The organism is Nocardia sp. NPDC051832 (assembly GCF_040681285.1).
Lineage (GTDB): Bacteria > Actinomycetota > Actinomycetes > Mycobacteriales > Mycobacteriaceae > Nocardia.
This window is the reverse complement of record NZ_JBFAYL010000005.1, coordinates 88,168-113,824: the sequence shown is the minus strand read 5'-3', so window position 1 is coordinate 113,824 and position 25,657 is coordinate 88,168. Positions and strand designations below refer to the sequence as shown.

At 68.4% G+C, this 25,657-nt stretch carries 26 protein-coding genes and 1 pseudogene; 19 read left to right on the top strand and 8 right to left on the bottom strand.

The features are described 5' to 3' along the window. Window positions 1-5: 5 nt before the first annotated feature. Complete coding sequence (locus AB0M14_RS30120) at window positions 6-1,022, bottom strand: nitroreductase family deazaflavin-dependent oxidoreductase (protein ID WP_365000807.1); 1,017 nt, start codon at window positions 1,020-1,022, stop codon at window positions 6-8. A 130-nt stretch (window positions 1,023-1,152) separates the two neighbouring features. Between AB0M14_RS30120 and AB0M14_RS30115 the strand changes: the two genes are divergently transcribed. Next, window positions 1,153-1,902, top strand: a complete 750-nt coding sequence (locus tag AB0M14_RS30115; RefSeq protein ID WP_365000804.1) for an enoyl-CoA hydratase-related protein — start codon at window positions 1,153-1,155, stop codon at window positions 1,900-1,902. A gap of 9 nt (window positions 1,903-1,911) precedes the next feature. Here the strand turns inward: AB0M14_RS30115 and AB0M14_RS30110 are convergent, their stop codons facing one another. Beyond that, a complete protein-coding gene (locus AB0M14_RS30110) occupies window positions 1,912-2,694 on the bottom strand; it encodes a methyltransferase domain-containing protein (RefSeq protein ID WP_365000801.1) in 783 nt (260 codons plus the stop codon). Between the two features lie 265 nt (window positions 2,695-2,959). Between AB0M14_RS30110 and AB0M14_RS30105 the strand changes: the two are divergent. The 3 genes and pseudogenes from AB0M14_RS30105 to AB0M14_RS30095 all read left to right on the top strand — a co-directional run. Beyond that, window positions 2,960-3,147: pseudogene (locus tag AB0M14_RS30105) on the top strand (acyl-CoA dehydrogenase family protein); the annotation flags it as partial. 72 nt (window positions 3,148-3,219) lie between these two features. Continuing rightward, window positions 3,220-3,714: a DUF6285 domain-containing protein gene (locus AB0M14_RS30100; RefSeq protein WP_365000798.1), complete on the top strand. Its 495-nt coding sequence runs from the start codon at window positions 3,220-3,222 to the stop codon at window positions 3,712-3,714. A gap of 1 nt (window position 3,715) precedes the next feature. Next, window positions 3,716-5,008 carry a phosphotransferase gene (locus AB0M14_RS30095; RefSeq protein WP_365000795.1) on the top strand — a complete coding sequence of 431 codons (1,293 nt, stop codon included), beginning with the start codon at window positions 3,716-3,718 and terminating at the stop codon, window positions 5,006-5,008. A gap of 6 nt (window positions 5,009-5,014) precedes the next feature. Here the strand turns inward: AB0M14_RS30095 and AB0M14_RS30090 are convergent, their stop codons facing one another. Next, window positions 5,015-5,488 (bottom strand): SRPBCC domain-containing protein, encoded by a 474-nt coding sequence (locus AB0M14_RS30090; protein ID WP_365000791.1) that lies wholly within the window; start codon window positions 5,486-5,488, stop codon window positions 5,015-5,017. An 82-nt stretch (window positions 5,489-5,570) separates the two neighbouring features. Here AB0M14_RS30090 and AB0M14_RS30085 point away from each other — a divergent pair, with 82 nt between their 5' ends. Beyond that, the gene (locus AB0M14_RS30085; RefSeq protein WP_365000788.1) at window positions 5,571-6,245 is read left to right on the top strand and encodes a class I SAM-dependent methyltransferase; all 675 of its coding nucleotides are present in this window, start codon (window positions 5,571-5,573) and stop codon (window positions 6,243-6,245) included. 34 nt (window positions 6,246-6,279) lie between these two features. After that, window positions 6,280-6,762, top strand: coding sequence for a dethiobiotin synthetase (locus tag AB0M14_RS30080; RefSeq protein ID WP_365000785.1), 483 nt, complete (start codon window positions 6,280-6,282; stop codon window positions 6,760-6,762). 139 nt (window positions 6,763-6,901) lie between these two features. Here the strand turns inward: AB0M14_RS30080 and AB0M14_RS30075 are convergent, their stop codons facing one another. Further along, on the bottom strand, window positions 6,902-7,384 hold the full coding sequence (locus AB0M14_RS30075; protein WP_365000782.1) for a MarR family transcriptional regulator: 483 nt from the start codon (window positions 7,382-7,384) through the stop codon (window positions 6,902-6,904). 101 nt (window positions 7,385-7,485) lie between these two features. On the opposite strand from AB0M14_RS30075, the gene AB0M14_RS30070 reads away from it, so the two are divergent. Then, entirely contained in the window at window positions 7,486-9,087 is a 1,602-nt protein-coding gene (locus AB0M14_RS30070; protein WP_365000779.1) for a DHA2 family efflux MFS transporter permease subunit, read from the top strand. 216 nt (window positions 9,088-9,303) lie between these two features. On the opposite strand, the gene AB0M14_RS30065 is transcribed toward AB0M14_RS30070, so the two are convergent. The 3 genes from AB0M14_RS30065 to AB0M14_RS30055 all read right to left on the bottom strand — a co-directional run bounded on the left by AB0M14_RS30065 (window position 9,304) and on the right by AB0M14_RS30055 (window position 11,831). Next, window positions 9,304-10,347 carry an AraC family transcriptional regulator gene (locus tag AB0M14_RS30065; protein ID WP_365000776.1) on the bottom strand — a complete coding sequence of 348 codons (1,044 nt, stop codon included), beginning with the start codon at window positions 10,345-10,347 and terminating at the stop codon, window positions 9,304-9,306. Window positions 10,348-10,592: 245 nt separating this feature from the next. Then, complete coding sequence (locus AB0M14_RS30060) at window positions 10,593-11,231, bottom strand: TetR/AcrR family transcriptional regulator (RefSeq protein WP_365000772.1); 639 nt, start codon at window positions 11,229-11,231, stop codon at window positions 10,593-10,595. Window positions 11,232-11,234: 3 nt separating this feature from the next. Then, on the bottom strand, window positions 11,235-11,831 hold the full coding sequence (locus tag AB0M14_RS30055; protein WP_365000769.1) for a helix-turn-helix domain-containing protein: 597 nt from the start codon (window positions 11,829-11,831) through the stop codon (window positions 11,235-11,237). A 207-nt stretch (window positions 11,832-12,038) separates the two neighbouring features. On the opposite strand from AB0M14_RS30055, the gene AB0M14_RS30050 reads away from it, so the two are divergent. From AB0M14_RS30050 to AB0M14_RS30015, 8 genes are read left to right on the top strand one after another with little or no spacing between them, the layout of a single operon-like run. Then, window positions 12,039-12,857 (top strand): ABC transporter permease, encoded by an 819-nt coding sequence (locus AB0M14_RS30050; protein ID WP_365000766.1) that lies wholly within the window; start codon window positions 12,039-12,041, stop codon window positions 12,855-12,857. Next, on the top strand, window positions 12,857-13,723 hold the full coding sequence (locus tag AB0M14_RS30045; protein WP_365000763.1) for an ABC transporter permease: 867 nt from the start codon (window positions 12,857-12,859) through the stop codon (window positions 13,721-13,723). The genes AB0M14_RS30050 and AB0M14_RS30045 overlap by 1 nt, the downstream gene beginning before the upstream one ends. Before the next feature lie 6 nt (window positions 13,724-13,729). Continuing rightward, the gene (locus tag AB0M14_RS30040; protein ID WP_365000760.1) at window positions 13,730-14,782 is read left to right on the top strand and encodes a mammalian cell entry protein; all 1,053 of its coding nucleotides are present in this window, start codon (window positions 13,730-13,732) and stop codon (window positions 14,780-14,782) included. Next, on the top strand, window positions 14,779-15,801 hold the full coding sequence (locus AB0M14_RS30035) for an MCE family protein (RefSeq protein ID WP_365000758.1): 1,023 nt from the start codon (window positions 14,779-14,781) through the stop codon (window positions 15,799-15,801). The genes AB0M14_RS30040 and AB0M14_RS30035 overlap by 4 nt, the downstream gene beginning before the upstream one ends. Further along, window positions 15,798-16,817, top strand: coding sequence for an MlaD family protein (locus tag AB0M14_RS30030; RefSeq protein WP_365000755.1), 1,020 nt, complete (start codon window positions 15,798-15,800; stop codon window positions 16,815-16,817). The genes AB0M14_RS30035 and AB0M14_RS30030 overlap by 4 nt, the downstream gene beginning before the upstream one ends. A gap of 1 nt (window position 16,818) precedes the next feature. After that, on the top strand, window positions 16,819-17,901 hold the full coding sequence (locus AB0M14_RS30025; RefSeq protein ID WP_365000753.1) for an MlaD family protein: 1,083 nt from the start codon (window positions 16,819-16,821) through the stop codon (window positions 17,899-17,901). After that, window positions 17,901-18,938, top strand: coding sequence for an MlaD family protein (locus AB0M14_RS30020; RefSeq protein WP_365000751.1), 1,038 nt, complete (start codon window positions 17,901-17,903; stop codon window positions 18,936-18,938). Before AB0M14_RS30025 ends, AB0M14_RS30020 begins: the two co-directional genes overlap by 1 nt. After that, window positions 18,935-19,939 carry an MlaD family protein gene (locus tag AB0M14_RS30015; RefSeq protein ID WP_365000749.1) on the top strand — a complete coding sequence of 335 codons (1,005 nt, stop codon included), beginning with the start codon at window positions 18,935-18,937 and terminating at the stop codon, window positions 19,937-19,939. The genes AB0M14_RS30020 and AB0M14_RS30015 overlap by 4 nt, the downstream gene beginning before the upstream one ends. Here the strand turns inward: AB0M14_RS30015 and AB0M14_RS30010 are convergent. Further along, complete coding sequence (locus AB0M14_RS30010; RefSeq protein WP_365000747.1) at window positions 19,932-20,570, bottom strand: hypothetical protein; 639 nt, start codon at window positions 20,568-20,570, stop codon at window positions 19,932-19,934. The two genes, AB0M14_RS30015 and AB0M14_RS30010, sit on opposite strands and share 8 nt — an antisense overlap. Window positions 20,571-20,677: 107 nt before the next feature. Between AB0M14_RS30010 and AB0M14_RS30005 the strand changes: the two genes are divergently transcribed. The 4 genes from AB0M14_RS30005 to AB0M14_RS29990 all read left to right on the top strand — a co-directional run bounded on the left by AB0M14_RS30005 (window position 20,678) and on the right by AB0M14_RS29990 (window position 25,592). Then, complete coding sequence (locus AB0M14_RS30005) at window positions 20,678-21,421, top strand: TetR/AcrR family transcriptional regulator (protein WP_365000744.1); 744 nt, start codon at window positions 20,678-20,680, stop codon at window positions 21,419-21,421. A 264-nt stretch (window positions 21,422-21,685) separates the two neighbouring features. Further along, window positions 21,686-23,278 carry a DEAD/DEAH box helicase gene (locus AB0M14_RS30000; RefSeq protein ID WP_365000741.1) on the top strand — a complete coding sequence of 531 codons (1,593 nt, stop codon included), beginning with the start codon at window positions 21,686-21,688 and terminating at the stop codon, window positions 23,276-23,278. Between the two features lie 495 nt (window positions 23,279-23,773). Then, window positions 23,774-24,991, top strand: a complete 1,218-nt coding sequence (gene thrS / locus AB0M14_RS29995; protein WP_365000738.1) for a threonine--tRNA ligase — start codon at window positions 23,774-23,776, stop codon at window positions 24,989-24,991. 67 nt (window positions 24,992-25,058) lie between these two features. Beyond that, window positions 25,059-25,592 (top strand): nuclear transport factor 2 family protein, encoded by a 534-nt coding sequence (locus AB0M14_RS29990; RefSeq protein WP_365000735.1) that lies wholly within the window; start codon window positions 25,059-25,061, stop codon window positions 25,590-25,592. Window positions 25,593-25,657: the final 65 nt, after the last annotated feature.

Sequence of the window (25,657 nt, the reverse complement as noted above, 5' to 3'; positions counted from 1 at the left end):
GCAGCTCACTCCGCGATATCGAAGACGATCACTCGAACCAGCCGCGTGCACAGCCGCGCGAGCGCCGGCAGCTCTTCGGCGCCGGCCGCGTCCACCACACGGGGCTCGGTGACCTTCTGTGTCTTGCCGCGATAAGTAATCTCGGCGCTCCCCGCGGCAAGCACGTTGCGCACCCAGTCGGCCTTGTCGCCGTAGGGCAGCGGCACCACCAGTTGGTCGCCAGTGTGTATCCCGACGACCGGAATCCGGTACGGCTTGCCCGACCGCCGCCCGAGGTGGTGAATCATCACGTAGGGCGGCACCTTCCCGGCCGCCACACCTTGAATCCGGTTGATGACCAGCTTGTTGACTCGCGGCAGCCAGCTCGGCAGGATCCCGTCGCCGGAGGCCGGGTCCCGTATCCAGCGCAGCGGCCCACGCCGCCACATCTCCGGTTCCGGTTCCACCCCATGACTTTTCAGCAGCATCGCCAGCATGTCGTAGTGCCCGACCAGCAGGCACAGCTCGGCCAGCTGTCCCGGTGAGAGGTGCTGCGAGAGCCCCGCCCAGGTGGGATCGGAGATCATGCGGTCGGCGTGCAGTTCGTCCACGGCACGCAACAGCAGCTGCTGCTTGCCGGTCCAGCCGGGCGCGTCCGGACCTTGCGCCACACGCTCGACGGTGTCCACCGAAAGCCCGCTCAACCGTGCTGCATACACGTGGTGATGCCACTCGTAGCGGGCCCCGGCGTCCCAGGCCGTGCGCAGCGTCGCCAGCTCGCAGTCGACCCGCGACAAGCTGCTGCCCGGCACCACCCGCAGCGCGAAAGGCAGATAGCCCCAGAACAATCCGGGGCTGCGGCCCATCACCTCGAGCAGTCTGATGGTGCGCCCGCCGCCGAGGAACCCGCCGATCCGGCTGACCAGCCAGGTACCCGCTTCGGTATCGCGCAAGGCGCCGAGTCCGGCGCCGCGCGCGGGATTCGCCACCGCCCAATGCGTCGACTCATCGGTGTATTCGGCGACATCGGCCTTCAGTCTCATCCTGGAACCTCTACTCGCGACGACTGGCTGTCTCAGACTAGGCTCTGCCGGGCGGCGCCGACCAGGGTCCGCACCGCCCGGCAGTAGATATTTTCGGCCAGGTCAGCATTCGCCTACCAGAGAGTTCACGATGACAGTCGACTACGAGAAGGCAGGCCGGGTCGCTGTGATCCGCCTCAACCGTCCGGAGAAGCGCAATGCCTTCGACTCGGCGATGACCGAGGGCCTCGACCGTGCGCTGAATGAGCTCGAGGACGATCCCGAAACCTGGGCCGCGGTGCTGACCGGTGTGGGCCAAGGCTTTTCGGCGGGCACCGACCTGGCCGCCGGATCCGGCGCGCACACCGAGCGCGGCGGTGAATACGGCATCATCCGCCGGCGCCGCACCAAGCCGCTGATCGCCGCCGTGGAAGGGTTCGCCTTCGGCGGCGGCATGGAGGTGGTGCTGGCCTGTGATCTCGTGGTGGCCGCGCGCACGGCCAAGTTCGGGCTGCCGGAGGTGCGGCGCGGGGTAATCGCCACCTGCGGCGGACTGTTCCGCACCCAGCGCGCGCTGCCGTTGAACATCGCGAAGGAAATGCTGCTCACCGGCGATCCGCTGGCTGCCGAGCGGGCGTATCAGGTGGGTTTCGTCAACGTCCTCGCCGAGGAGGGCACCGTCCTGAAGACCGCCACCGAGCTGGCCCAGCGGATCTGCCGCAACGCGCCCATCTCGGTGCGCGAAAGCCTGGTCGCGGTGGAACGCAGCAATTCCGCCGCCGACGAAACCGCCTGGCACATCACCGAACAGGCCATGCTCACCACCCTCGCCTCCGCGGACACCCGTGAGGGCATCGCGGCGTTCCTGGAGCGCCGCGAACCGCGCTGGACCGGCCACTGACCGCTCGCGTCAGGACAGCGGCAGCCGTCCCGCGACGATCTGCGCGACACCGGCGAACTCCTGGGTCAGACCGGCCACGCCGCGTTCCTCGAACGCGTCCACGATCTCGGTGCGCCCGAAAACGGTGACATCAGCGACTCTTTCGGCCAGTCGCTCCGCGGGGCGCAGCAGCGGCCACCGGCTCGCGCAGCTGGTGAGCACCGCGATACTGCCGCCCGGCTCGAGCACGCGCACCATTTCGTCGATCGCGCGGAAGGGTTCCGGCATCAAGAACAGCGCGGTGAAGCAGCTCACCGCGTCGAAGGCGGCGTCCGGGAAGGGCAACGCGTGCGCGTCGCCGCGGACGTACACCGTGTTCGCGGGCGTTCCGGCGCGCACCGCCTGCGCGAGCATGGTCGCCGAGATGTCCAAGCCCACCGCCAGCCCGTCCGGACCGACTTCCCGCGCGATCGAATCGGTGAAATTGCCGGGCCCGCAGCCGATATCGAGGACCGCGTCACCGACCTGAGGCGCCAGCCGCGCCATCAATCGCGCGCTCTCGGAACGCGGATCCAGCAGGTTGCGCGGACCGGCCGCCACCCGGCCGACCAGGGGCCGCCAGTACCGGTAGATCCGCGGATAGAACCAGCCCTCCATCACACTCTGCCCGAGACCTGGTTCCGGAGCGTCTTCCGCGAGCAGGTCGAAATAGCCACGCGCGGTTCCGATCACGGCGGGCACGCGCTCGGGATCGAACATCGCCCGCACCCGGTCCGCCGCACTGCCCAGCTCACTGTGTGTGGTACCCGCCATGGTCGTTCCTTTCGTGGCAGTAGTCCGCTGACTGTATACCGTCTCAGACAATCAAAACAACGATGTAAACTTGATGCGGTCCGGATGGCGAAATGCCCAAAGCGCCGCTGGGGCAGGCCGACCCGCAGGTTCGCGACCCACCGCTGCGGATTCGCGACCAGCCGACGGTCGCGGCTGCCAGCATGCTCGGTAAGACCGCCGAATACGACCGGCTCGGCGCCGCACCCGCCGCCCTGGACCACGAAATGCCTCGGACGTCTGCCATCTCGCCTTTCGCAATCTGCGCGGCAACCGGCCGGATTGCGCGGCCGCGGACCGGGCGGGCAAACCTGCGACGGGGTCGGCCATTCGCGCCACATGCCGTTCGAACACCTCTACCGTAGGCATCGCCGCTACCGGATCACCGAGGGCACAGACGAAGTGCAGCTGCGCCGCGTCGCGAAAGCACTGTTCGCGGTTCCCCGCAGCCGGAAGGCCGCGATCCCAGGGCCTGGCCCGGGGGACATCTCGAACGTAGGAGCACGCATGCCGCCAGACCTGCCTGCCGCCGACGACCTGGTCGACGTGGTCGCCCGGCATCTCGCCGAGCACACCAGGGCCGCGTTACCGGGAATGCGAGGGCTGGAGGCCCTGGCGGCGGCGGGGCTGCTGAAACTGGTGCGCGGCATCCCGATGGGGCGGGCCGCGGTACTGCAAGGCGTCGCGCTGTATCTGATGAAGCGCGCCCGGCCCGCCCTGCACGGCCGGACCGCGTACGAAACCCGCATAGCCGCGGACCTGGTGCTGATCGCCAAGCGCGAGATCGACATGGGCGCTGGAATCCGGCTGGCCGACCAGCACCGGCTGCGTCGACTGCTCGGCACAGCTGGTTCCCACCCAGAACTGGAACAGGCTCTCGTGCAGCGGTTCCGGCAGCCCGAACCGATCGACTGGGAACCCACCCTCGCTTACCTGCGCGCCGCGGCCGCCGAGCGCCTGCGCATCACCAACCCCGACTACACCCGCACCGGAGCCCGCTGAAATGCACTCCAGCACACCATTGCTCGCGCGCGACCTCACCGAGCTCCTCGCCCGGGAGCTGCCCGGCCCACTCACCGTGCTAGACCTGCGGCGAGTCACCGGCGGCACGTCCCGCGAAACCTGGTCCTTCGATGTCCTCGACGGCGAGGGCGCGCGGCACTCGCTGATCCTGCGCCGCGAACTACGCGACGGCCGCACCCAACACCCGGGCGAACCCGTCAGCCGCACCCAGGACCCGGCCGAGCCCGTCGGCCGCACCCAGGACCCAGGCGAACCCATCGGCCACACCCGGCACCCGGCCGAGCCCATCGGCAACACCCGGCACCCGGCCGAGCCCGTCAGCCACACCCGGCACCCGAACGAACCCGTCAGCCACACCCGGCACCCGAACGAACCCATCGGCCACACCCAGCACCCGGGCGAACCCGTCAGCCGCCACCCAGGCGAACCCGTCAGCCGCACCCAGAAGCCGGACGAGCCCTTAGGCCGCAACGACGCGCTGAACCTGGCCGACGAATTCGCACTGCTGCGGTACCTGCACGCCGTGGACATCCCCGTGCCCCGGCCGCTGACGGCCTCGCGGCCTGGTGACGTGCTCGATTGCTCCGTCATGGAACGCGTCGACGGCGAGACGCGCCCCTGGGTGCTCACCCGTGGCGGCGCCTTCGAGGAACTCCGCCCGCGGCTGGTCCGGCAACTGGCCGCGGCACTGGCCCGCGTCCATTCCCGCACCGCCGCTGAGCTGCCGTTGCTGCCGCAGCGACCGCTCGCCGGTCAGCTCGACCGTGTCCGCGACCTGCTCGATGCCGGCGGTCCGCCCCGGCCCGCGCTCGAGGCCGGGCTGCGCTGGTGCCGCGACCGCCTGCCGACCATCGGCCCGCGCCCGATGCGGTTGGTGCACGGCGACTTTCGCACCGGCAACTATGCCGTCGGCCCCGACGGGCTGCGAGCGCTGTTCAGCTGGAAGTACGCGCACATCGGGGATCCGGTCATCGACCTGGGCCACGCCTGCCTGCGTGCCTGGCGCTTCGGCGCCGAGGACCGGGAGTGCGCCGGGATCGGTTCGCGCGCCGACTTCCTAGCCGCCTATCAGGCCGCGGGCGGCACTCGCGTCGACGAACGCCTTGTGCATTACAGCGAGGTGCTCAACACGCTCATGACAGCGGGCCTATTCCTCGGCCGCGCACAGGGTTTCCGGTCCGGCGTGGATCGCACGGTGGAGTCGGCCGCTGCCGGCCGCCGCATCGCCGAGATCGAATACGACCTGCTCGCGCTCCTGGACCGGAAACCCTAGGGCGAGTCAGCTCTCCAGCAGCGCGGTCATCTTGTCCAGGCACTGCTCCAGCCCGGCCTTGGACTGATCCCGCACCTGTTCATCGGGATACCCGAACTCGGTGATCGTCATCGACGTGCGCCCCTCCGGCCCGGCGGCGAAGGTGACGACATGGCGCACCGGAGCCGGCACACCCGGCGGCGGCTCCACGCTGACTCCCGCGGCGTCGGTGAAGTCGAGATCGAACTCGATCGAACTGGCCGGTTCGATCCGGCGGTAGGTCCACGTGTTGTACATATCGAATCCCCCGAATTCGGCGGGCGCGCGCATACACACCAGCGACGTCCCGCCCACGCGGAAGTCCATCTCCGCCGACGGCGAGGTGAACCCCGTCGGCCCCCACCACTGCATCACGTATTTCGGATCCTCCCAAGCCCGCCACACCTCGGCGATCGGGGCAGCGAACTCGCGCGAACTGACGACATCATAGGAATCGGGCATCGAGACCTCCTGGGGCCACAACGGGTTTTACCCGATTAGACGAATCAGCCGCCCGAAACTCATCGCCGAATAGGCTGGGCGCATGGGCGATGATCCATTCCGCGGCAGGCTGCCGACCACTCATGAGCGCCAGTCCGGACAGCCGTGGGACGCGTCCTACCACGACGGTCCGGCGCCGTGGGATATCGACGGCCCGCAACCGGCGATCATGCGAGTCGCCGCCTCGGGCGGATTTTCTGGAACCGTGCTCGACGCGGGATGCGGTAGCGGCGAGAACGCACTGCACATCGCCGCTCTCGGCCTGCCGGTCCTCGGCGTCGACGTCGCCGAGACCGCGTTGGCCCGGGCACGGGAGAAGGCCGCCCAGCGCGGGATCGAGGCCCGGTTCGCGATCGCCGACGCGTTCCAATTGCACCGGCTCGGCCACACCTTCGACACCGTCCTGGACTGCGGCCTCTTCCACGCCCTCGACGCCGCCGAACGGGCAGCCTATGTAGCGAGCCTGGCCGCGGTCACCGAACCAGGTGCGACGGTGTACGTGCTGTGCTTCAGCGATATCGGCACCGACACCGGGCCGCACCCAGTCAGCCGCGAAGATCTCACCACAGCCTTCACAGAAGCCGCGGGCTGGAAAATCGCCGCCCTCGTCCCGGAGCGGGTGCACACCCGATTCCATGACAACGCAGGCGCCCCCGCATGGCTCGCGACCATTCACCGCACCATGTCGAAGCAGTTACGTCGACAGGCAAATGCCTAGAGCGGCAGCAAATCCCGCGATGATACGGACGCCTATGCCCCCTCTTCAGATCGCCGTCTGCGGCCCGCGCGACTGCACCCCGGCCGATGCCGCCGACGCCCGTGCGGTCGGCCGTCTCCTCGCCGAGGCGAGCGCCACCGTCCTGTGCGGTGGCGGAGAGGGCGTGATGGCCGCCGTCGCTGGCGGCGCTCGCAGCGCACGCGGTCTCGTCATCGGCATCCGCCCAGACACCGACCGCACCGCCAGCTGCGACGGCCTGTCCGCGGTCCTGTACACAAACATGGGCGAAGCCCGCAACGCCATCCTGGTTTGGTCCGCCGACGCTGTCATCGTCATCGGCGGCTCCTGGGGCACCCTCTCCGAACTCGCCCTGGCACACCGCCGCGGTGGTATCCCCGTCATCTCCCTCAACGGCTGGCACGTCACCGATGCCGCAGGCGAACCCCTCGACACCGGCTATACCGCCGACTCCCCCGAATCAGCAGTCGCCACAGCCCTTTCCGCTCTCAGGCGATAAGCGCTCGCCGCTGTCGTTGCCTTGTTTTCCGGGCTTCAGGCCCCAGGAGGACTCATATTTAGATGCGCATATCTACAGACTAGGATGCGAGCTGCTGATGTGAAGGATTGCCCTGGGGCTCCAGCACTTCCCCACTCTTCTACTGGTTGCCTGCCAGTCCGGTGTCGAGGGTCGCCCGCAGTTCGGCCAAAAGAGTCTCGAGCTGGTCGAGGACTTCCGGCGCGTAGCGGGCGAGCACCGCGTCCTGCTGGGCGTTGGGACCGGCGAAGAACGCGTCTGCCAGCTGTTTGATGTTGCCGCTGCCGCGGAGGGTGACTATGCGGCGGTCGGCGTGTTCGCGGGTTCGGGTGATGTAGCCGGCCTGTTCGAGGCGGTTCAGCAGGGCGGTCATGGCGCCGGAGGTGAGGGAGATGCGTTTGCTCAGGAGGGCAGGCGACAGGGGCGCGTCGCGTTCTTCGGCGGCGCAGATTTCGAGGAGGGCGAAGGCGTCGGTGGAGTGCACGCCCAGGGAGACGGCGAACCGGCGGCCCAGTTCGGTGATGGCCGAGCCGTAGGCGCGGAGTTGCTCGCCGAGGCGTTCGCGTTGTGCGGCAACGGCGTTCGGCGTCGTCGGCTGCGCCATCCGAGTGCCTCCCTGGGGTCTCGTGATCGGGGGTCGTGGTTGACAACCTACCGCCCGATGGATATATCTTCATCACAAAGATACTTTATGATGGAGATACATTGAAGAGTGCAGAACTAGATAGTTCGGCCCGGCAGTGGCTGGGCATCATCGCGGTCTCGCTCGGCGTGGCGTTGATCGTCGTAGACATCACGATCGTCAACGTCATCCTGGCGCCGATCATCGCGGACCTGTCGATCGATTCCGTACAGGCGCAATGGGTTCAGGAGTCCTACGCGATCGTCTTCGCGGCGCTGCTACTACTGGCGGGGCGCTGGTCGGACCTCTACGGCGCGCGCCGGGTCTTTCTCATCGGATTGCTCGTCTTCGGCGCGACCAGCTTGCTGGCCGCGATCGCGCCGAACGGGGAGCTGCTGATCGCGGCGCGGTTCGCGCAGGGCGCCGGCGGGGCGTTGATCCTGCCGACCTCCCTGGCACTGGTGAACGCGACGTTCACCGGAAAGGCCCGGGGGCAGGCGTTCGCGGTGTGGGGCTCGACCATCGGCGCGGCAGCGGCGGTGGGTCCGCTGCTGGGCGGATGGCTCGCGGACTTCTCCTGGCGCTGGGCGTTCGGCGTGAATCTGCCGCTCGTGGCGTTGATTCTGGCCGGGGTGCTGGTGTTTCTCCCGAAGTCGCCGCGGACCCGGGGGCAGGTCGACGTGCTGGGCGCGGCGCTGTCGGCGATCGGACTGGGCGTGCTGGCCTACGCGTTGATCGAGGGTCGCACGCACGGCTGGTTCCTGACCACCGAGCCATTGACCATCGGCGAATTCACCTGGCGCTCCGGTCTTTCCCCCGTTTTCATCCTGTTCCTGGTGGCCGCGCTGGTGCTGGCCGGATTCTGGCGACGGCAATCGGCGCTCGGCCGGGCCGGTGGCGAACCGCTGATGGATGTGCGCCTGTTCGGCATTCCCTCGTTCCGCAACGGCAATGTCGTGACGTTGATCGTGGGCCTCGGCGAGTTCGGGATCATCGCGGTCTTGCCGCTGTGGATGCAGTTCGTCCTGGATTACAGCGCGCTGCAAGCGGGTCTCGCACTGTGCGCGCTCGCGGTCGGCAGCTTCTTCGCCAGCGGCGCGAGCTTCTCGATGGCCGCCTCGGTCTCGGCGCCGGGTCAGGTCCGGATCGGATTGGTCCTGGAGGCAGCCGGATTGGCCCTGCTCGGCGTCATCGCCGCGACCGACAGCGCCTGGTGGTGGATCGCGGTCGCGCTGTTCGTCTACGGCGTCGGTGTCGGGTTCGCCACCGCCCAGGTCACCAATGTCGTGCTCGCCGACCTCCCCGCGGCGAGCGCCGGACAGGGCTCGGGAATCCAGAGCGCGGCACGCGAGTTGGGCTCGGCGCTCGGGATCGCGCTGCTGACGTCGCTGTACTTCACTACCCTCACCGGCAATCTGCGCGATCGCCTCGAGGAGCAGGGATTCCCCGACGCTCAGCGCTTCAGTGAAACGGTCACCGACAGCGCCGGTTCGGTCATCCCCGCGCTGGCGGCCGATCCCCGGACCGAGGCGGCGGCCGATGCCGCGCGCCAGGCGATGACCGCCGGACTGGAAGTGTCGAGCTACGTCTGTGCGGCACTGTTGGTGTTGGCGCTGGCCGCCACCGCCTTCGTCACTCCGGCCCGGGACCGCTCGGCTTCCGAAACTCTCACCACGGTCGACTGACCTCGGCGGCACCCGCCCCATGGCCGCCTCCGCCAACGCGCGGAAGTTGAGGTTGGGTGCACCCGACATCGGCCCCGATGACCGCTCCCCCAATCAAGATGGGCGGTCATCGGGGGGCGAGAGCTTCCGTGGGCGGTAACCGCAGGGTCCTGGGCGGGTCAGGCACCCGGCGGCCGAGAGCTCCCGCGGGTGGCGACCATAGTGTCCTGGGGCAGGTCAGACCAACTCAGGCACCCGGCGGGCGGCACGCGCCGAGCGCGCGCGGAATTCCTGTGGCGGACAACTCTTCCAGCGCCGGAACGCGCGGATGAACGAGGCCGCCTCCGCGTATCCGAGCCGGGCCGCGACTTGCTCGGTCGTCATATCCGTATGCATGAGCAGCTCTTCGGCGAGCATCTGCCGCACTTCGTCCAGCAGCGCCCGGAATGAAGTCCCCTCTTCGCTCAGCCGCCGCGACAAGGTCCGCGCGCTCATGAACAAGCCGGACGCGACCGTGGCCTGGTCGGGGATCTCCCCCGGGTTACGCACCAGCATGTCGCGCACCGAGCCCGCGACTCCCGTGCGGGCCCGCCGCCGCGCCAGCAGGTCACGGCAGAGCTGCTCGCAGGTGCCGCGCGCCCAGTCGTTGGCCTGCGGCAGCGGCATGTCCAGGTAGGCGGCGTCGAAGGCGACCACGTTGACGGGCGCGTCGAAGGCCGGTTCGCACCCGAAGGTCGCCCGATACCGGGAGATGTCGGCCGGGGCGGCGTGCCGGAAGCCGACCCGGTGGATCGGCACCGCCACCGAGAACAGCTCCTTGCCGATGGTCTGGATGCCGGCCAGCACCCGTTCGGTGAGGAACCCGCGCACGTCCTCGGGAATCTCGGTGCTGTCCAGCAGGAATCGGCCTTCGCCGTCCCGCTCGAGGAAGGTGAGCTGCCCGAAGGCGAAGGCCAGGTCCAGATGGCGCAGCGCCACGTCGATCACTTCGCGCAGCGTCCGGCTGGACAGCAGCGCCAGCCCCCACGGCCCGTACAGCGAGATGTGGTAGCGCCCACCGGCTTCCACGCCCAGTCCCGGCTCATCGCCGAACCGGGCCAGCAGATTGCGGACCACCCGGACTTCCTGGCGCGCGGTGATCTCGGCGTCTGGGTCAATCACCGCTCCCGGCGCCAGCGTCGTGCCTTCCAGACATTCCGCCGCCGTCATGCCGCGTTCCTCGGCGAGCCGGATCAGTACATGGACACTCGAGGTGCTGCGCAGGATATCCCAGTCGAACATATGGTGCTCGTCCTCAAAGCTACAGTGTTGTTTGGCGAAATGTATCAATCGACCAGGTGATCTGTCGGCAGAATGCCGAAATATTGTTACCCGCCATAACGCCTGGCCATCCCGGCTTGCCCGCATGGACAAGAGGTTGACCCTTCGCGCCACAACCGCTCCCGCACCGCCTCGGCGAGCCGCCCATCATGTCTGGGACAGAATCGCGGCGGCGCGTCCGGGTCACCTCCGCACGAGGTTGCCGCTCAGGGCGAATCGCCGAGCAGCAGCTCGATCGCGGCGATGATCCGCCGCGGTGCGAAATGCTCGGGATCGTCGAGAACGCGGCGCGCCAGCGTTTGCAGGCAGCCCTGCACGATCTCGACGAACACGTCCAGGTCGACCTGCTCCGCGGCCGGGCACTCGGCCAGCCAATCTCCCAGCAGGTTCCGCAACGGCAGCCGGAACTCGTTGCGCGCCTTGCGAATATGGTCGCGCAGCAGCGGCGGCACGCCGTCGATGGGAAAGTAGACCAGGCGCCAGGTGTCGGGCATCGTGCGCACGTCGCAGAGGAACCGGGTCAGCGCGGCGAGCAGCACTTCCCTTGTCTCCGTACCGGATTCGGGCTCGGCGAGCAGCGCGCGCCCGACCGCGGCGCGCATCCGCGAGGTCTCGCGTTCGATGAGCGCGGCCAGCAGCTCGTCCCGGTTGCCGAAGGAGTCGTAGACGACCGGGCGGGTGACGCCGCCGTGCTCGGCCACCGCGGCGATGGTGACCTCGGTGAATCCCGCGGTGGCGACGATCTTCAGGGCGGTGTCGAGCAACTGCTCACGGCGGTCGGCGGGCAGCAGCCGCTTGGCATAGCGGCGGCGCGGCGGCGGCGCCTCGGTCCGGGATCTGGCCATGGCTCAACCCTTTCCGAGGCCGGCCGCGGCGACGGCGCGGCGGGTCAGCCAGTGCAGGGTGGCGGCGACCGCGTCGCGGCGCTGCGGGCCGTCCTCGGCCAGCACCAAGCGGGCGGCGGTTTCCGAGGCGCTGATCACCGCGTAGCTGAACAGCTCGGCGTCGAGCTCGGTCTCCCCCATGGCCGCGACCACCCCGAGCATGGCCTGGGCCCGGACGCGCAACGCGGCGCGGCCGCCGGCGACGCGCTCGTAGGCCGCGCGCGGCATGCCCTCGCCGGGCATCAACACGAAACGCCAGGTTTCGGGGGCTTCGAGGACCACGTCGAGGAAGATGTCGGCGGCGCGCAGCGCGATCTCGGTCGGGTCGGCGCCGGGTTCCACCTCCGGGATGGCCGCCGCGGCCATGAGCAGCGCGCGCTCCTCCTCCCGGTCCAGCAGCGCGTCGAAAAGCCCGTCGCGGTCACTGAATTCGGCGTAGACGGCGGGGCGGGTGAGACCGGCGGCGCGGGCGATGGCGTGCATGCTGACGCTGGCGTAGCCGTCCCGGACGATCAGGGCCCTGGCCGCGTCGAGGATGTGCTCGCGGCGCGTGGACGACACCCTCTCCTCCATCATGGTCGGTCGCTTTCTTGCAGTCCCCGGTTCGATCGACCCGGCCGGGCCAGTCTACGCAACGAACCTTTCGCAACTCGCACTCAGATCTGGAAATTCGTTGAATCTTACGTGCTCCTTTGCGGTTTCGGCACGAAATTGACGTCGTTGTTTTACGGTAGCTCCGATGCTCGCGGGCAGGGTGAGGGAGGATTCATGACGGGTGCCATCCAGATTATTCGCCACAACGTCACCGGCACGGCCATCTCCGGAATTCGCACCTTCGGCCGCACGGTCGATCTGGGTATCGAATCGGTGCGCGGCGGCGTCGCCGATCTGCTGGGGATGCGCTTCCAGTGGCACGAAATGCTCCGCCAGGCTTGGTATCTCGTCACCGTGACCGCGATTCCGGCGATTCTGATGGCGGTGCCGTTCGGGGTCGTCGTCTCGGTGCAGGTGGGCAATCTGATCCATCAGCTCGGCGCCGACTCGATGATCGGGGCCGCGGGCGGGCTCGGGGTGATCCAGCAGGGCGCCCCGATCGCGACCGGCCTGCTGCTCGGCGGTGCCGGAGCTTCCGCGATCGCGGCCGATCTGGGTGCGCGCACCGTGCGCGAGGAGATCGACGCGCTGCGCACCATGGGCATTTCGCCGGTGCACCGGCTGGTGATCCCCCGGGTCGCGGCGATGCTGCTGATCGCGCCGCTGCTCAATATCCTGATCGTCTTCGTCGGCGTGGTCTCGGGATACGCGGTGGCGATCAGCGCGCAGAACGTGACGCCCGGCAGCTACTGGGCGACCTTCGGATCGTTCGCGGTGGTGGCCGACGTGTGGATCTCCCTCGCCAAGGCCATGCTGTTCGGGTTCCTGGTGGTGATCGTGGCCTGCCAGCGCGGGCTCGAAGCGAAGGGCGGACCGCGCGGGGTGGCCGACGGGGTGAACGCGGCGGTGGTGATCTCGGTGGCCTCGATCATCGTGGTGAATCTGGTGATCACCCAGGTGGTCACCATGTTCATGCCGCTCCGGGTGGCGTGATGACCGCTTCTCCGTACGCACCCAAGGGCCTGGGCTGGGCCTATCGCCTCGCGCGCCGGCCGGATCGACTGCTCGCGCCGGTCGAGAACACCGGGTTCCTGCTCGGCTTCGTCTTCCAGGCGCTGTGGGCGATTCCGTTGACGCTCAAGCGATATCGCGCGCAGACCATGCGCACCATCACCGATATGACCTGGGGCCGCGGCTCGGTCATCGTCGGCGGCGGCACCGTGCCGATGCTCATCGTGCTCGGCATCGCCATGGGCGCGGGGGTCGGCATCCAATCCTTCGCCGCGCTCGATCTGATCGGCCTCGGCCCGGTGACGGGTGTGGTCTCGGCCTTCGCCAACACCCGCGAGCTCGCGCCGATCGCCGCGGCGGTCGGCTTCGCCGCCCAGGCCGGCTGCCGGATGACCGCCGAGATCGGGTCGATGCGCATCTCCGAGGAAATCGACGCGATCGAATCCCTTGGCCTGCGGTCGATTCCGTTCGTGGTGACGACCCGGGTGATCGCCGGCGCGGTCGCCATCGTGCCGACGTTCCTGATCGCGCTGATCCTGTCCTACCTGGCCTGCTCGACGGTGATCGTGCTGCTGCACGGGGAGGCCGGCGGGGTCTACGACCACTACTTCTTCCAGTTCACCAGCGGCTACGACGTCTTCGCCGCGGTGGTGAAGATCCTGGTCTTCGGCGTCACCGTCATCCTGATCCATTGCTACTACGGCTTTTTCGCCTCCGGCGGCCCCGAAGGCGTCGGGATCGCCTCCGGCCGCGCGGTGCGGGCCAGCTTCGTCGCGATCATCGCCCTGGACATGGTGCTCACCATCGCGCTGTGGGGCATCAATTCCGCCATCGAATTCCCGGGGTGAACGCAGATGCCCAATTACGCGATCCCCGGTGTGACCATGGGCCGGCGCGGCGCCCGCGTGGTCGGCGCGCTCGCGCTGGCCGTGGCCGCCGTCGCCGCGCTGACCTTGCGCGCCGGGCTCGACGACACACCTGAGGACATCCTGCGACTACAGCTGCGCACCGAGCAGATCGGGCAAGGCGTCATCCCCGGCACCCGGGTCCGCCTGGACGGGGTGATGGTCGGCTCGGTCTCCGAGATCGAGCCGGTCGGCCAAGGTCAGCAGCTGCTCACACTGGACCTGGACCGCAGCCAAACCGCCACTCTCACCGACGCTTTGAGCGTCGACTACGCCCCGGAGAACCTCTTCGGCATCAGCGCGGTGACGCTACGGGCGGCCACCGGCGGCGCTCCCCTGCGCGACGGCTCGGTGGTCGATCTGTCCGGCGACAATGCCGCCAAGGTCAACGACGTGACCATGGGCGCACTCTTGCAGGCGCTCACCGAGACCTCCACCGACGTCCTCACCCCGCAACTGAGCGACCTGCTCCACCAGTTCAGCAGCCAATTGCGCTCCTTCACACCGCTGTTCGAGGCGATCATCGCCCTCAGCACCGCGGTCGCCGACACGCAGCGTTACCCCTCGGACTATCTGCTCGACCAGTACGCCGCGTTCTTCGCCGGGGCGGGCGAATTCACCAGCGCCACCTTCCGGCTGGTCAACGCCGTCATGAACATCGAAATCTTCGTCACCGACCGGCCACGCTACGACGCGTTCATCGACATGGTCGTCAACGGCGCCCTGCCCGCCATCGGCAAGGTCGGCGCGGCGTCCCAGCTGTACCTCAACGGCTACACCACAGCGGCGACGCCGGTCGTGGCCGCGATCGCCGCCACCGTCCCGGACCCGAAACGGTCCAAGGCCGAGATGGACGAACTCGTGCGCCGGTTACAGCAGATGTTCGTCGACACCCCGGACGGCCCGGCCCTCAACGTGGCCGTGACGCTGCGCGGGATGCCCGGTCTGGCCGTGCCGCTGCTCGGTCAGCAGGGCTATGACGCGCTGGGCGGTGCGCGATGACGCCCCTGACCATGCGTGCGGTGCTGCTGCGGCTGACGTTGTTCACGGCCGCCGTGCTCGCGCTGCTGCTGCTCATCGTGAACGCGATCACCCGGCCGATCGAGGGCGAAACCTCCTCCTACACTGCCGAGTTCACCGATGCGAGCGGCTTGAAGACCGGCGACGACGTGCGCATGTTCGGCGTCGGAGTGGGCAAGGTGACGGCGATCGAGCTGCGGGGCAGCCGGGCCGAGGTGCGGTTCACGGTCCAAGACGACCGGCCCGTCTACGACAGCAGCATGATCGCGATCCGCTACCAGACCCTCACCGGTCAGCGATACGTCGACATCCGCCAGCCCGACCAGCCCGGGCTACTGCTGCGGCGCGGTGCGGCTATCGGCACCGCGAACACGGTGCCTTCCTTCGACATCACTCAGCTGTTCAACGGGCTGCAACCGGTCATCCAGGAGTTCTCCCCCGGCGCACTCAACCAGTTCACCGAGAGCATGCTCGCGGTGATCGAAGGCAACGGCTCCGGTATCGGACCGGCGCTGGACGCGATCGAGAAGCTCAGCCGCTACACCACCGACCGGCAGGCCGTCATCTCCACCATCGTGGCCAACCTGCACAGCATCTCCCAGCAGATCGGCGGGAAGTCACCGCATCTGGTGACGCTGCTGCAAGGGATCGCCGATGTGATCACCGCCTTCCGCGCGAAACTCGACGGACTGCTCGACTTCGCCGCGGTCGCGCCGACCGGGCTCGGCCCGTTGAACCGGCTGATGGACACGCTCGGGTTCACCGAGCAAGCCAATCCCGACGTCTACAACGATCTACTGCTGCTGTTCCCCGATCCGCACGCCGCGGCCGAGGCGATCGGCAAGCTACCGGGACTGCTCCAGGCGCTGAGCAATCTGCTGCCGCCGGCGCAGGCCGCCGCCAACCAGGTCAGCTTGACCTGCTCCAAAGGCAATGCCGAACTGCCGCAGGTGCTTTCGGTACTGGTGGCCGGACAGCGGGTGACGATATGCAACGGATGACGCTCTTCTCCCTGGAGCGCTGGCTGCCGATGGCGCACACCCAGGACCGGCACGAGGCGGCCGCGAACCGCCGGGAATTCCGGCTCGGCATCGTGGGGGCGGCGTTCGTCGCGCTGCTGCTAATTGCCACCGCCGTCATCTATGTGCTGCCGCTGGGCAAAACGACGTACACCGCGGAACTCGCCGAGGCGCAGTCGATCCGGGAGGGTGCGCAGGTACGGGTCGCCGGGATCACCGTCGGGTCGGTGGCCGAGCTGGAGTTGCTGCCCGACCGGGTGCGGATGCGGTTCACCGTCGACCGCGAGGTGTTTCTCGGCGCGGAGACCAGCTTGGAGATCCGGATGCTCACCGCCGTCGGCGGGCACTATCTGGCGGTGTTCCCCGCCGGAGCGGAACCTTTGGGCAAGAAGACGATTCCGCCCGACCGGGTGCGCCTGCCCTACAGCCTGGTGCAGACGCTGCAAGACGCGGCCGCTCCGATCTCCGAGGTCGACGGCGAGACCCTGCGGAACAACCTCGCCGCGTTGCAGGAGTCGATCCAGCACAGCCCCGACGCGTTGCGTCAAATGGGCACCGCGACACAGAGTTTCGTGACCATTCTGCAGCGCCAGAACCAGGACGTGTCCCGGGCGCTGACCGTCATGGACGAATATCTCGGCGCCATCGACGTCAACAAGTCGCTGCTCGGCACCTTCGTCCGGGAACTCGGCATATTAATGATCATCGGCCTGAACAAACGCTCCGAGATCGAGGTATCGCTGACCATCACCGCGCAGCTCCTGTCCCGGATCGCGGCGCTGGAACCGTCCTATCAGGACATCCTGAAGCCGATGACCAGCAAGCTGCGGGAACTGCTGCCGCAGCTCGCTCACCTGAGCCAGCAGTTGGATGTGGCCTTGCCCGCCTGGCGGGAGTTGCGCGAACGTCTCGTCGCGGCAACAACTTCCGAGGAGGGACTGGTCATCGACCACTCGATGGTGAACGTGTGCGTGCCGGTACCGGGGCGGGGGTGCTGAGATGATCAAGCGGATCCTCGGCGCACCCGGCTTCGTCACCGTGGCCGGCGCGCTGATGCTGGCGATCGTCACGGTCATCGCGTACCTGATCGTGTTCGATCCGATGCGGAAGACCCTCTCCTACTGCGCGATGATGCCCGACGCGGTCGGGCTCTACCCCGGCAACCACGTCACCATGCTGGGCATTCCGGTCGGCACCGTCGACACCGTCCGGCCCGAGGGTACGGGCGTCCGCGTCGAGTTCCACCTCGACGCCGAACGGGCGCTACGGGGCGAGGTCAGCGCGACCACGGTGTCCGACAGCCTGGTCGCCGACCGCGACCTGGCGGTGCTCGGGGATGCCAGGTCCGCGGATCGGTGGGATCCCGCCGTGTGCATCACCAAGACGTTCACGCCGAAGAGCATCAGCCAGACGCTGCAAGGCTTTTCGCAGCTCGCCGATCAGCTCAACGGCGCCACCCGGCCCGGCGAGCGGACCCGCATCCACGACAGCGTGCTCGCCTTCGAGAACGCGACGTCCGGCACCGGACCCGCGCTGAACAAGTTGATCAAGGACCTGGGCCAGGCCCTGCGCGCGCCCGACGCCGCCGTCGGTCATATCGGAGCGCTGCTGGACTCCTATTCCGGGCTGATCCACAGCATCGCGATGAACTGGGGCATGATCACCGACGTGCTGGGCCGGGCCAGCACCGGTATCGCGTTCATCAATCAGCTGTGGGGCACCACGGTGCAGCTGATCGATTCGCTGCTGGTGATCCTGCCGTGGTTGAACGAGCTGGCGCGGGAATGGGGGCGGCCGTTGCTCGGGGCGCTGGACGGAGCACTGCCCGGACTCCGGCTGCTCTCGGCGAATGTGGCTACGCTGCAACAGATCGTCACAATGATTCCGCCGATCGTGGACGCGTTCGCGCAGCTGCTCGACCCGGTGACCGGTAAGCCGCGGCTGACCTACGCGCCGCCGAAAGTGCCGCTGCCGCAAGACCAGGCGGATCAGATCTGCGCGGCCGTCAACGCGCTGGTCCCCGGCAGATGCCGGACCGACGCCGCCCTGGTCCCGCTGCTACTCGGATCGGCTGGTGCGTGATGCGTTGCGGGACAGGGCTTTCGGTCGTCACGGTGCTGCTGGTCGCCGGTTGCGGGTTCGATCCCTCCCAGGTGCCGGTGCCCGGCGCGAACGTCTCCGGGCCAACGTATGCGGTGCGCATCGAACTGGCGAACGCGCTGAATCTACCCAGCCAGGCCAAGGTCGTCGCCAACGGCGCGCACATCGGGAGCCTGCGCGAAGTCCGGGTGGTCGATCCGGCGCCGGAGCGGCCCGGGCGGGTCGAGGCGATCGTCGATATCAGCGACTCGGTCCGGCTGCCCACCGGCAGCACCGTGCAGCTGCGGCAGAACACCATCCTCGGCGACATCTTCATCGGGATCGACACGCCCGCCACCGGTTTCGACCGGACCATCCCGCCCGGCGGCACCATTCCGCTGGCGCAGACCCGGCCCGCGCTGCAGATCGAAGACCTGCTGGCGGGCATGTCGACCTTCGTCGGCGGCGGGGCGGTGCAGCAGGTGCAGGACATGATCGTGCGGCTCAACCGGGTGCTGCCCGAACGGCCCGCCGAGACCGCGCGGATCTTCGACGTACTCGGCCAAGACGTGGAAGACGTCGCGGGGAACCTGGATTCGGTCGATCGGTTCCTGGACGCGATCGAGCGGGATCTCGACGCGGTGCTGGACAATCCGCGCGAGCTCGGGGAGCTACTCAGTGCACGCGGCGCGGTCGAGATTCCGGCCGATGCCAAATCGCTGGTGCTGACCCTCGGCGTGATCGGCGCGCTCGGGATCGTCGGACATGCGGTGGAGTGGCTCGGGCCGCTCCTGGAGGCCGGCGATGCCGCCGCCAAAGCGCTTGTCCCGCTGCTGTATTCCCGCCGTCCCATGGATCTCACCGCGCCGTCGAACCTGCACAGTCTGGTCGCCTTGATCCGGGACAAGATCATCCCGTTCGCACAGGGGCCGACACTGCATATCGGGCGGGTGCAGATCGAAGGCGCGCCCGCGGTCGCGACCGAGGAGCAGGTCACCGCGATCATCAACACGCTCAGAATGATCGGGGTGGTCCGATGAGTGCCGACACCGTGTCCGATTCGCGCGCCCGGCAGCTCGGATCCCTGGTCTCGCTGCTCGCGATCGGGACGATCCTTGTGGTCGGGGCCGCCTACCTCACCTTCGGAGTGGTCAAGGTCGACTGGTTCGCCGAGCGCCGGACCGCGACCATGGTGGTGCCGGATTCCGGTGGGCTGCTGCCCCGTTCGAAGGTGCTGCTGTCCGGGATCGAGATCGGCAAGGTCACCACCGTCCGGCACATCGGCGACGGGATCGAGGTCGCCTTCGACTACGACGCCGCCTATCAGGTGCCGGTGGCCGGCACGGTGCGGATCGAGGCGCTGTCCGGGCTCGGCGAACCCTATGTGGAGTTCCGCCCGGACCACAGCGGTGGGCCGTCCCTGCGGGACGGGCAGCGTGTCGACGCCGCCGTCATCCGGCCGCCGGTGTCGATTCCCGAGGTCGCGCGGACCGCGACCGAACTGCTGCAGCAGGTCGACCCGAAAGCGTTGAGCGCGATCGTCGCGAACTTCACCGTCGGATTGGAAGGCACGGAGACGGTGATCCCGCAGCTGTCCAGGTCCACCGATCTGCTGGCCGCGACGCTGCTCAGCCGGACCGAGCTGATCCGGCGGATGCTCATCGACATGCAGGCCGAGGCCGAGCAGATGGCGTGGGGCGGTAATCGGCTCAGCGAAGCCTCCGGCGCCTGGGCCGATTTCGGGCCGCGCGTCGCCGAGGTCGCCGACGCGATCGCCCGCGTCATCCGGATCGGTGACACCCCGGCCGATTACCTCACCGACACCGAGCAGATCACCGGGCTGGTGCCGCTGCTCGATCAGATCGCCGACAAGGTGCACAAGCTCGGGCCGGATCTGCGCGAACTGCTGCCGGTGTTCGAGCCGCTGTTCGCGATGCTGCCCGGACTGATCTCGCGGATCGATCTGGGGAGCCTGATCTCGCAGGCGCTGCATTCCACCAGTCCGGATGGCGCGGTGCATTTGCAGATCGGGATCAGATAGCGGCCCGCCTGGTGCGCAGCAAGGTGACGCTGATCGCCAGCAGCCACAGCATGATCAGGCCGCCCATGGTGGCCGTGGTGCCCCAGCCGTTGGCGGCGTAGAAGTTCGCGGGGTTGTTCCCGAAGAACAGCGACGGGACGAACAGCAACTGGATGACGGCCAGGAGGTAGGCCGATCGCGCGGTCCAGGCCGGCAGCAGCCGCGTCTTGGACATCACGAAACCGAAGGCGCCCAGGAACAGTGCCATCAGCAGCTTCGAGATCGAGCCGTAGAGGATGTAGGTGCCGGTCACGGTGATGGTGGGGTCGATCGGTTCGGGCGCCTCGATCACCGCGCCGACCTCGAGACCCATGGCGACGAATGCGATGGTGATCCACATCAGGCCCGCCGCGGTCACCAAACCGCCCGCCCATTCGTACTGCGGCGCATGGGCTTTCACGAGGTAGCGCAGGCCGGACATGAAGACTACAAACAGGGTCAGGCCGGTGAGGCCGAACAGGCTGCGCGTGAAGACATTCCAGTCCGGGGGCGGGCCGGCGTAGACGAAGTAGAGCGGTAGTTCGACCAGCGTGAGCGCGGTAGCGATCAGGCCGGCGGCCCCGGTGGCGGTGCGGATCGTAGTGCTGTCCATCGGTTTCACTCCAGACGGCCGCGGGCGCAGCCATTAGTATATTGCTTATACTTTAAGTGTTATACCCTGATGTCGGACAAGCCCGCATCAGACTGGAGAGTGAGTATTTGAGCGCCGATCTCCCCGACGATCTAGCCCGGCTCTGGCGGGTGCACCGAGGCTCTCGCCTCGGGCGGCCCGCCGCGCTCGACGTCGCGATAGTCGTCCGGACCGCCGTCGAACTGGCCGACCGGGACGGGCTGCCGGGTGCGACGCTGCCCAAACTCGCCGCCGAACTCGGCGTGACACCGATGTCGCTGTACCGCCACGTCGGTTCCAAGGACGAACTGCTCACCCTGATGGGCGACGCCGGATTCGGGCCGCCGCTGGAGTACGAGCCGCCCCTCGGCGACTGGCGCGACCTGCTGCGCCGCTGGGCGATGGCGCAGTGGGCGATCCACCGCCGCCGCCCCTGGCTCGCCCAGCTGCCGATCTCCGGTCCCCCACGCGGGCCGCACCTCGTCGGCTGGCTGGACGCCGGTCTGCGCGCGCTCCGCGACACCGGCCTGGACCCCGCCGCCGCACTCGGCGTCCTCAGCGTCGTCGGCGGCTATGTCCGGCACGCCGACCTGCTGGCCCAGCAACTCGCCGCGGGCTGGCTCGCCGACGGCGCCGCCCAACCGCAGCACGAGCAGAACTACGGCCGCCAGATGTCCGCGCTGATCGATCCGCACCGCTTCCCCGACGCGGCGGCCCTGTTCGCCTCCGGGTTGTTCGAGTCGCCGCCGCCCACCGACGACCCCACCGGCGACGACTTCGAGTTCGGCCTGGAGCTCATTCTCGACGGCGTGGCCGTTGCCGTGGCGGGCTGAGCGCCGAGTCCGGCCAGAGGCGACATGCCTCACCCGATGCGAAAGAAACGCCTGCCGCAGGCTATTGTTGATCATGTGCGTGACACGTCACGCCAAGCGTCGTAGATCGCATTCGCTTCGCAACCAGCGCTTGCCGCATCCGCTCTTTATTACGGCGATCGATTTTGCCCATCGGCAATCTCGCCATTCGTGCCCCCGGCGCGGACCTCGCGGTCCGCAGACGGCTCGGGCACCACCCGATGCCCGAAAGGCACCGCATTACCCATGACCTCTCCTGACATCTCCTTTGCCACGCTCGGCGTGAACCCGCCCCTGGTCAAGGCGCTGACGCGCGCCGGGATCACCGAGCCGTTCCCGATTCAGACCGACACACTGCCCGACTCACTGGCCGGGCGGGACGTGCTCGGCCGGGGCCGGACCGGCAGCGGTAAGACGCTCGCCTTCGCCATTCCGATGGTCAACCGGCTCGGCGGCGGGCTCGCCGGCCGGCGCGCACCGAGCCGCCCGACCGGTCTGGTGCTGGCGCCGACCCGCGAACTGGCCACCCAGATCGCGACCGCGCTGGAACCCCTCGCCAAGGCGTACCACTTGACCGTCACCACGATCTTCGGTGGCGTCCCGCAGAACCGGCAGGTGCGGGCGCTGCGCGCCGGCGTCGACATCGTCGTCGCCTGCCCCGGCCGGCTCGAAGATCTGATGAACCAGCGCCTGATCTCCCTGGACGCCGTCGAGGTCACCGTCATCGACGAGGCCGACCACATGGCCGACCTCGGCTTCCTGCCCGGCGTCACCCGCATTCTCGCGGCCACCCCCACTGACGGTCAGCGCCTGCTGTTCTCGGCCACCCTGGACAACGGCGTCAACAAGCTGGTCAACCGGTTCCTGCCGGACGCCAAGCTGCATTCGGTCGACGAGGCGAACTCCCCCGTCGCCGCCATGACCCATCACGTTTTCGAAACCGCGACCGTCGAAGCCAAGCGGGAGGTCGTGCATCGGCTGGCTTCGGGCTCCGGACGGCGAATTCTGTTCATGCGCACCAAACATCAGGCGCGCAAGCTGGCCAAGCAGCTGACCCTGGCCGGCATCCCGGCCGTCGACCTGCACGGCAACCTCTCGCAGGGCGCGCGTGACCGCAACCTCGCGATCTTCGCCGCCGGCGACGCCCGGGTGCTGGTGGCCACCGATGTGGCCGCGCGCGGGGTGCACGTCGACGATGTCGAGCTGGTCGTGCACGTGGATCCGCCCGCCGAGCACAAGGCCTACTTGCACCGGTCCGGCCGGACCGCCCGGGCCGGCAACTCCGGCGAGGTGATCACGCTGGTGCTGCCCGGCGAACGACGCGACCTGGCCGATGTGATGCGCAAGGCCAAGATCACCGTGACCCCGCAGCGGGTCACCGCCGAATCGCCGGTGGTGGCCGAGCTCGTCGGCACAGTCGCCCCATTCGTCGCCCCGTCGTACAGCGAGCGGGCGGCGCGGGACGACGATCGCCGCAGCAACGGTCATTCGAACCGCGGCGGGTCGCGCCAGGGCGGTGCCGGAGCGCGTCAGAGCGGTGGCGGTTCACGCCACGGCGGTGCCGGTGGGCGCCAGAGCAATGGCGAAGCGCGGCAGAGCAATGGCGGCCCACGCCACAGCGGTACCGGAGCGCGCCAGAGCAATGGCGAAGTGCGGCAGAGCAATGGCGGCCCGCGCCAGAGCAGTGCCGGACCGCGCCAGAGCAGTGCCGGACCGCGGCAAAGCAGTGCGGGACCGCGGCAAAGCAGTGGCGCAGCGCGGCAGGGCGGCGGTCGCCGCAACGGCGCTGCGGCGCAGGGACAGTCACGCGCCAACTCCTCGCGCGGAACGGCCGCATAGTCGCGGCGGCCGGCCCGCGCGAATCCGGGGCATAGCCTGGATCCACACCAATTCCGGACCGCGGCAAAGCGGTGCCGGACCGCGGCTAAGCAGTGGCGGACCGCGGCAAGGCGGCGGTCGCCGCAACGGCGCTGCGGCGCTGCGGCGCTGCGGCGCAAGGGCAGTCACGCGCCAACTCCTCGCGCGGAACGGCCGCATAGTCACGGCGGCTGGCCCGCACGAGTCCGGGGCACGGAGCCTGGATATCCACACAGCGGTTCCGGCATGGCCGTCGTCCTCCAGCTTGTCGCGCAGAACCGACCCGTTAACCGCCGTGGCCTTTTCTAGCTTGTCGCGCAAAACGGCGCGGGTGTAGCGTGCTGGGTATGCAGCGCGCTCACGCCACTACGACGCCGGACGACGTCCCGGCGCGCTGAACCATGTTCTGACAAAGCCCCGGGCGGATGCCCGGGGCTTTTCCGTGTGCTCATCCGCCCGTACTCGGGAGGAGACACCATGCACGACCATCGGAAACTGGGCCGAGAGCTCGGGCTGTTCGATACCGATCCGCTCATCGGGGCCGGGTTGCCGTACTGGCTGCCCGACGGCGCGATCGTGCGCCACGGCCTCGAGGAGTACATCCGCGCCGTGGAGCGGGAGGCCGGATATCAGCACGTGTACTCGCCTGCCCTGGGCAAACGTGAGCTGTATGAAATCTCTGGGCACTGGGCGCATTACAGCGACGACATGTACCCGGCGATGGACCTCGGCGGCGAGCAAGTGGTGCTGCGCCCTAGCCTGTGCCCGCATCACGCGCTGATCTACCGGTCACGTTCGCACAGCTACCGCGAACTGCCCCTGCGCATGGCCGAGCTCGGCGCGATGTACCGCTCCGAATTGTCCGGGGTGCTGGGCGGATTGACCCGGGTGCGCTGCATCCAGCTCAACGACGCGCACATCTTCTGCACCCTCGACCAAGTCGCTGACGAAGCGGCCGGCGCGCTCGCGTTGATCGGTTCCGCGTACCGCGCCATGGGAATCAGCACCGAACGCTACCGACTGTCCCTGCCCGGTGCGGGCGGGAAATACGTTGCGGCGCCGGAGATGTGGGACCACGCGGGCAAGATCCTGCGGGAGGTGCTCGACCGCTCCGGCGTGCCCTACGACGCGGTCGAGGGCGAAGCCGCGTTCTACGGCCCGAAAATCGATGTCCAGGTCAGTGATCACGTCGGCCGGGAATCGACCCTGTCCACCGTCCAGGTCGACTTCTATCAGCCCGAGCAGTTCGGCCTGCACTACATCGGCCCCGACGGCGCCAAACATCGCCCGGTCATGGTGCACCGCAGCATCATCGGCAGCGTCGAGCGCGCGGTCGCCCACCTGATCGAGCAGCACGGCGGCGCTTTCCCGGCCTGGCTCGCTCCACTACAAGCAGTGGTGTTGCCGATCTCGGCAGCCGAGGAGCCCGCGGCCGCCGCCCTGCACGAGCAGTGCCGCCGCGCCGGTCTGCGCGTGCGGATACTGGACGCGGAGTCAGGAAGCCTGGGCGCGCGCATACGGGAATCCCGGCTTGTGCCATACCACCTCATCCTCGGCCCCGCCGAGACCGCGAACGGTGGAGTGGCGGTCCGGCTGCGCGATGGACGCCGCTTACCCGCCCAGCCCGCGCACGACGCCGTCGCCCGAATCCGCGCGACTGTCGAAAACCGCGACACCCGCCTGTGGCTTGAGTAACCCGCGCCTGACATCTGCCCTGGCTGTGTCGTCGGACAAGAGCCGAGAGATCTTGAACGGAGACACGATGACCTCGAATGAAGCACAGATCAGGGCGTTCCTGGCGAGCCGGACCGATGCCCAGCGGTCGAAGGACATAGATCGCCTCATGTCCTTCTATGCCGCTGACATCGTCTATTACGATGCCGTCGCGCCTCTCCGATTCACCGGAATCGAAGACGTGCGCACCAATTTCGTGCGGTGGTTCGACGGGTATGTCGGTCCCGTCGGCTTGGAAACGCATGACCTGACGATCGTCACCGCGGAGGACACCGCTTTCGCGCACATGGTTCATCTGGACTCGGGAAAGCGGCGCGGCGGCATCGAGCTGCCGATCTGGGTGCGGGAGACCGTCTGTCTGCGGCGGATCGAAGGCGCTTGGGCGATCACCCACGAGCACATTTCGCTCCCGGTCAACCCGGCGAACTTTCAGGTTTGGTTCGCCTCCGGCAAAGACTCGGCTGCTCGGGGTGGCGGCCGATCGATAGTCGGGCTGGTCACCACGAGAGTGCTGGTGCGGCTCGGCTTGCGGCGTGCGGCATCCGGCGGTAGCCAACTCTGAGCAATGCCGCTCCCGCGCGACTGGGAGGTCCCCGGGTTCGCGTCGCGATCGTGATAGCACCATGC